5 protein-coding genes and 2 pseudogenes are annotated in these 6,819 nt (G+C 35.2%); 2 read left to right on the forward strand and 5 right to left on the reverse strand.

Annotated elements, in window-relative coordinates; genetic code table 11:
• Positions 1-129: 129 nt before the first annotated feature.
• Positions 130-1,386 carry an MFS transporter gene (locus AC3WSK_RS19140; RefSeq protein WP_492414351.1) on the reverse strand — a complete coding sequence of 419 codons (1,257 nt, stop codon included), beginning with the start codon at positions 1,384-1,386 and terminating at the stop codon, positions 130-132.
• A 205-nt stretch (positions 1,387-1,591) separates the two neighbouring features.
• Here AC3WSK_RS19140 and AC3WSK_RS19145 point away from each other — a divergent pair, with 205 nt between their 5' ends.
• Positions 1,592-2,038, forward strand: coding sequence for a MarR family winged helix-turn-helix transcriptional regulator (locus tag AC3WSK_RS19145; RefSeq protein WP_079562815.1), 447 nt, complete (start codon positions 1,592-1,594; stop codon positions 2,036-2,038).
• A 392-nt stretch (positions 2,039-2,430) separates the two neighbouring features.
• Here the strand turns inward: AC3WSK_RS19145 and AC3WSK_RS19150 are convergent.
• The 4 genes and pseudogenes from AC3WSK_RS19150 to AC3WSK_RS19165 all read right to left on the reverse strand — a co-directional run bounded on the left by AC3WSK_RS19150 (position 2,431) and on the right by AC3WSK_RS19165 (position 5,059).
• Positions 2,431-3,252: pseudogene (locus AC3WSK_RS19150) on the reverse strand (PhzF family phenazine biosynthesis protein).
• 35 nt (positions 3,253-3,287) lie between these two features.
• Positions 3,288-3,533, reverse strand: coding sequence for a hypothetical protein (locus AC3WSK_RS19155; protein ID WP_492414350.1), 246 nt, complete (start codon positions 3,531-3,533; stop codon positions 3,288-3,290).
• Positions 3,534-3,610: 77 nt separating this feature from the next.
• Positions 3,611-3,940: a hypothetical protein gene (locus tag AC3WSK_RS19160; protein ID WP_492414349.1), complete on the reverse strand. Its 330-nt coding sequence runs from the start codon at positions 3,938-3,940 to the stop codon at positions 3,611-3,613.
• Positions 3,941-4,180: 240 nt separating this feature from the next.
• On the reverse strand, positions 4,181-5,059 hold the full coding sequence (locus tag AC3WSK_RS19165; RefSeq protein ID WP_492414348.1) for a PQQ-binding-like beta-propeller repeat protein: 879 nt from the start codon (positions 5,057-5,059) through the stop codon (positions 4,181-4,183).
• Between the two features lie 403 nt (positions 5,060-5,462).
• On the opposite strand from AC3WSK_RS19165, the pseudogene AC3WSK_RS19170 reads away from it, so the two are divergent.
• Positions 5,463-6,698, forward strand: a pseudogene (locus tag AC3WSK_RS19170) (IS110 family RNA-guided transposase).
• Positions 6,699-6,819 lie beyond the last annotated feature (121 nt).

The following is a 6,819-nucleotide window of genomic DNA, read 5'->3' on the forward strand; positions in this document are numbered from 1 at the left end:
GGAAGCTTTGCTCTATGCGAAAGCGAAGCGGCAGCGGCAAAGCGCTCAGTCGGAACGGAAATCAACCACTTCTTTATGCCGAAAAGCCTACTACCAATAAATATTATCAGTTCAACTGATTATAGATTATCAAATATTGGCTTGATGCGGTGTTTGTTTTTTCACGATGATAACAAATAAGCTTGCCAATGCACAGAACACCCCAGCTAGGAAAAAGGCCCAAGTATATGAATTGAAGAACTTGTAGATCAGGCCTCCACCATAAGCGGCAACTGCGGCTCCTGCTTGATGAGAAGCGAAAATCCACCCATAAATAATGCCACTTTTATTTGTACCAAAAATTTGTCTAGAAATACTAATCGTTGGAGGCACTGTAGCAATCCAATCTAATCCATAAAATATTGTAAAGATTGTCAGTAAAGTGAACGACCCTTGCATTAATGCAAACGGGAGTAAAAGCAAAGACGTTCCTCTTAATAGGTAATACCAAAACAATAACCATCGATTATCAAAACGGTCAGACAACCACCCTGATAAAGTAGTGCCAACAAGATTAAACACTCCCATAAAAGAAAGGAAAGATGCAGCGGTTACTAACGGGACACCAAAACTAATACAGTAAGAAACAAAATGAGTACCAATTAACCCACTAGTCGAAAGCCCACAAATAAAAAAACTCCCCGCTAATAACCAAAATTCTTTCCTCTTTATAGCCTCAAGTAAACCATTAAAAGCAATACTAATCGGATTTTTCTTATGATTCTCTTGTTGGATTTCAAGATTTTCTTCCATTCCATAAGGAAGAATTCCAATATCTTGTGGTTTATTTTTAATAAAAATAGAAATAGTGATGAACATAACAAAACTTAGGATGAGAATTAGTCCAATCGCCCATTGCCAAGAATAATGCTCAATAATAATTGCCAATATAGGGAGGAGAATTAACTGCCCTGTTGCAGTACTCGCCGTTAATATTCCTACTGCCAACCCTCTACTTTTCACAAACCAATTATTAGCTACATAAGGACTTAACACAGTTAAAAAAAGACTTGCTCCTAAGCCAATAATACCGCCCCATATAATGATTAACTGCCATGATTGTGTCATGAAAAGTGTAAGCAACATGCCTATGAATAATGTAGCCATCGCACCTAGCATCATTTTCTTTAAACCAATTATTTCTAGTAACGCCGCCATAAACGGGCCTGAAAATCCATATAAAAATAGACTCACTGCAAACGCTAAAGCAATTAAAGATCGATCCCAATTAAATTCTTTTTCAAAGGAGTCTATGAACACCCCTGATGATGACATAGTAATTCCTGCAACAATAATTGAGAAAAAGGTTATAATTAAAATAAACCAGCTATAATGAATACGCTTCATCTTAACACCTTCATTTCCTGGAAGATTTTTAGTGTACTCTTTAATGTGAAAGATACAATTACATTTACAACCCAAAAATATATGTATATACATATATATTCTAAATAACTACTTTTATCACTGTCAAGAAACATTATCCATCTAAACAAAATAAACCAATGAGGCTACTATAATATTGAACTCACTCAAAAAGGAGTACGGAGCAATGAAGAATATAGATTACACACAAATATGTGTATGTGCAAACCTTCGAAAAAAAACAAGAGTCGTGACACACTTGTATGATAAATTATTACAGCCCACTGGCTTAAAAGTTACACAATACTCCATGCTAGCAAATATCGATCATCAACAATCAGTTTCCATAAGTCAACTAGGTGATATTTTGCTACTCGATCAAACAACTATTACACGCAATATTAACTTGTTAAAGCAAAATGGCTATGTAGACATAACGAAAGATCCGCAAGATGCTCGGACGAAGGTAATTACTCTGACTGAAAAAGGGGTTGAAAAATTAAACGAGGCTGCTCCCATCTGGGAAGATATTCAAGAAAGAATTATTAATGATATTGGCTTAGAGAAATACGAGGATTTTTATGAAACCCTGAAATCCATCCAAAAAATAATTCAATCTTATGATGAAGAATAAAAAAGACATTAATTACCCCTTGCAATACGAGGGGGTGATTTCCGTTCCGACTGAGCGCTTTGTTGTTGTTGTTGCTGTCGCTTCGCTTTCATCGCAGAGCAATGCCTCTAGCAGTGAGAGCGAGACCCTCCACGGAGCCGATGTTTTCTGTGCGAAAGCGAAGTTTCTCGACGCTCGCCCACAGAAAAGCGAGTAGCCTGGAACGGAAATCACTTTCACTTCAACATTTAAATACCCCTAGCATAGTTCCCCTTTGACAAAATGATTGCTTTCCCGCCTACCATAACTCTTGGATTATTTTTTTAATTAATTTTGTAACAATGTTTGATGGTCTACCCATACTATGCCCTTGAAGGAACAAGTACTCTTGATTAAATTCATTTAGTATGTGGTTATGAAAAAGATAATAAGTTAAGCGCCCCATTTGAAGTACCTGTTGCAGCTTCTTCATCAATACCAAAGAGTGGGCAAAAATTTCTACTCTCTGCTATCCCTTCTTTTGTGTCGAGCGTAAATGCATGAACGCCCCCCACTTTATTGATTTTTGTATATTCAGCAAGTGCCTTAAAATCAGGATTTAAAGCATACAAATCATCCTTTGTTTTTATCGGAAGCATTATATCCCAAAGACCTGTACTTGCAGCTTGAGGCACTAAATTGTAATTTATATCTCCTATTTGGCATTTATCAATTTTAAAAAGGTCAGACAAACAATTATAATCATCGAATATTTTTCCTAACTGAGGTTCAGCTTGCTCCATCATGATAAAGGATTGATTCACTTCAACAGCAAGTGTGCCGGCGAGTGTTTTCATAAAATATGTATTATTATCTTCAATAGCACCACTATCTAATAATGCCTGTAAGGATGCAATAGTTGCATGTCCACAAAGTTCAACCTATGCAGTCGGAGTAAAAAATTTTATGTCAAAATTTTTACTGTCTATTTTTTTAATAAATGCTGTTTCTGAAAAACGAACTTCTTCAGCAAATTTCTGCATGAACTCTTCATCTAAATTTTCATTGATTACGACACCTGCTGGATTACCGCCAAATTTTGTGTCAGTAAAAGCATCAATTACATAATAGGACAAAGTCAACTCTCCCTTACTTCTGAATTTAAAATGTTTGTAATACTTACTATATCGATTAATCTCTTTATAAATGGCTGTTTTCTCAAAGATTGTTGCTGCTGGATTGTCTATCTTATTCAACTAAAGCCACCCGTTAGTTGAATAAGAATTTTATACTATTCCTTTACTTCAATTAAGCCTTCATCATCGCCAACTATTTCAAGCACTGGCTTTTCATACGCTTTTGAGACCATACTTAATGTCCACTCTAGGTCTTCTTTACTTTCTCCATTCAGAACATTTTTACCCCAAATCCACGAAGTAGGTACATCGTTTTCGTAATATACCTCGCATATCTCATATGAAACATATCCATCTTCCCAATTCTTTTTCACTATTCTATAATTCCAATAATTACTCACACTGTAATCTCCATTCTCCATTAAGGATAAAATAGCCTTGTTCAACTACCCTGCACCATTAGCCGAGTAAGCTAGCTTTAAAAAGGTGAAAATGAATCATCAACTATCTCCCCATCTAGTGTAAAAGACATTTTATAGGTACCCAAATTATCTTCCTTATAGATAACTTTTAGATATGAAGTAATATAATCAAATCCATATTGTATGTATGAGTCTTTACTCCAAGCACCAATGAAAAGTCCTATACTATCTAAAGTAAGATTTAATTGATTTTTATCAATGTTCTCGTCAAAAAACGATTCTCCTTCTTCCTTTTCAAAAGAATTAATATAGTACAAAAACCCTTCAATAGTTTGTTTCTCAACGTCATATTTTTCTGCCCATTTTCTTAATTGTTTTGTGTCCATTTCATCCTCCAATTATATGTGTGTAATTCTTTAAACCCTAGATTCGACTATATCAATTGTTATTTCTTATTCAACTAATCTGCCCCGTTAGCACAACAAGAAAAAAGATGCTGCCGCAGCAACACCTTGTTTAACTCTTGCACTCCGTTAGTTTAAGTGTGACATTTCACATTTTGCACTTTGCACTAATGAAATTAGGCCAAAACCATTCTAATCCTATTGGCAATATAAATGATATTACTAACTATTTTGTATTAGTTTATTACAGAACTTCCATTCAACACTAAGTGTATCCGTATTTCTTACCTCACCATCAGAGGTAATCACAAATTCACCTTCCTTTATGAATTCATATAGAAATAAATTACCCAGAATTTTTTTACTTACTAATACCCCAGAATCGTTTATTCTACAAATGGATACAGGTCCTCCTGTTTGGCAATTCCAGAGAATAAACAGCCACTCATCTTCTTTGACATCCCTACTTAAATTATGAAAAATATGCCCTTCAGGACAGTTATATTGCCATACAATTTGACCCTCAAAGTCGTAACAAACAATTTTTTTATATGTATTAACTACAAAATGATCATCTAAGAATTCAACTCTTTCAGGATTGATTCTATCCTTAAACAGAACTTTATTATTGGTAACATCAATAAGTTTATCTTGAGAATCTTTTACAACTAACCTTTTTGAACCTTCGTTGTCTGTAAAAATCCTTCTAACGCCTCTTATCTGCTCCTTAGTAGAACCATCTCTTAAATTTAATATCATATAAGGACCTTGGCTACGTCCCAAACCGATAGCTATTTCATCATCTATTATTAATCTATCAACATATTGTACTTTTGTAAGATCTTTGCGATGCCACAATTTTTCTCCTGTTAATGCATCGTAAGCAGCAACACCTTTACGGTAGTACGCCGCCGTAACTACAATTGGGCTAGGAGAAGGGATTAACACCATTCTTTGCCCTCCACAATCTAAAATAGTATCAAATTCTGATAGTTTCTTTTTGGAAGCAAATGACCAAAGTGTAACTTTCTTTTCGAATTCAGCTGTAACGAATAGATCCGAGCCTTCCACGGGAACATTAATATGCCTAATTTTATACATTTTCTCACCACAAGTTTATAAAATAGCTTATTACTCTTCTTGTTTATATAAGCCTTACTGAAAATTGTACTATCTTTGTATAAGGAAACAAAATGTAAAAATTACCAAAACGCTACTTGTTATATACAGATATAATCTTCAACTAACCTGCTTCGTTCGTATTATAAGGTCAACCAGATATTTCTGGTTGACCATTTTTTATTTGGTTTTATTATAGCAGTAGCCAGGGTAGAACGTATCTGCTCGTGGGGCTTGACCCCGTCAACTAAACCGTTCGCCCCCTACTTGCAGAAACATGATTGAGGCTGGTTGGGACTTAGATCTCGTATAACAAGCGAAGCTATGACACTGCATGGAGGATTAGGGGTAACTGGCAAACTATGATTCTAGGAGGGGATTAAGAATGAATCCAGTCGTTGGTCTGGATATTTCAAAAGGAGAAAGCCAAGTTCAGGCATTCTTAGATAAAGGCAAACCGTATCGTAAAAGTTTTAAGGTAACGCATACTTTAGAAGGTCTAAATGACCTTGTCATATTCTTAGAGGATGTAAAAAACGAGGCTGGTATGAAGCCTACAATCATTTTAGAAGCTACAGGACATTATGGTGCGCCTGTCATACATCATTTAGAAGAACGAGGATATTTATTGATCATCATTAATCCGTTAATTTCATATAAGGCAAGAGGATCAAGTTTGAGAAAAGTAAAAACGGATGCCATTGATGCCTATCTTCTTTGTGAATTGTTCTATAAAGAGGAATTAGAGCCATATAAAAAACGTGGTGTGCAGTTATTAAATCTCCGTAATCTTACAAGACAACATGAAAATATAACTGGCGTAATGATTCAAACTAAGTTGCAATTTCAGGCAGTCCTTGAACAGGTATTTCCTGAATATAACGGGGTCTTCGGAGATTTATATTCTAATGTTTCACTATTAACTCTTTCAGAGTTCCCTTCTTCAGAAGATATTTTGAAAGCAAGTGAGGAATCCCTTACAGACAAAATTAATGAACTATGTAAGAGTAGATCCATTAGATGGGCAAATGAAAAAGCTATACAGCTTAAAGCTGCTGCAGCTCGTAATCCTTTTGAAAAAACAGTTTACCAGAGTCATATTTTAAGTCTTGATATGTATATAAAGATCCTTCTTCAGTACAAAGAGCATCTATCAAAGTTAGAGTCAGAAATAGATGCCCTCGCTAAAGAAATTGAAGAATATAGTATTATCAAATCTATTCCAGGTATCGGTGAAAAAATCGCTGCAACGATTATTTCTTAGATTGGTGAAATAGATCGATTTAACAACCCTAAAAAGCTTGTGGCTTTCGCTGGAGTTGACCCAAGTGTTTTCGAATCAGGTAAGTTTTCAGCGACAAAAAATCGGATTACAAAACGAGGTTCAAGTAGACTTCGTCATGCCTTGTTCATGGCTGTTCGTTGTGCAATACGAGATTGCAGGAAAACTAAAACAGACGATAGAATCATTCCTCGAAACAAGAAATTACGCGAATTCTATGATAAAAAACGTGACGAAGGAAAACCTTTTAAAGTAGCGATAATAGCTTGTGTTAATAAACTATTACATTGGATTTTTGCCTTATTAAAAAACAGAACTACGTACCAAGATTTAGCTTGATAAGTAAGTACAACTAAATCAAACAAAACCTTCCAAAAGCAAACTGAAGTGACCCCTAAAAGTTAGACACGGTTATTTCATTAGGCAGCTTGAGTAAAATGAGTTCGGTATTGAACCGGAC

The organism is Lysinibacillus sp. EB271-A1-10B, from assembly GCF_058791335.1.

Coding starts and splice junctions, on each gene's coding strand:
- AC3WSK_RS19145 (WP_079562815.1), top strand. CDS start 1,592: ATGAAGAATATAGATTACACACAAATATGTGTATGTGCAAACCTTCGA.
- AC3WSK_RS19160 (WP_492414349.1), bottom strand. CDS start 3,940: ATGGACACAAAACAATTAAGAAAATGGGCAGAAAAATATGACGTTGAG.
- AC3WSK_RS19165 (WP_492414348.1), bottom strand. CDS start 5,059: ATGTATAAAATTAGGCATATTAATGTTCCCGTGGAAGGCTCGGATCTA.
- AC3WSK_RS19140 (WP_492414351.1), bottom strand. CDS start 1,386: ATGAAGCGTATTCATTATAGCTGGTTTATTTTAATTATAACCTTTTTC.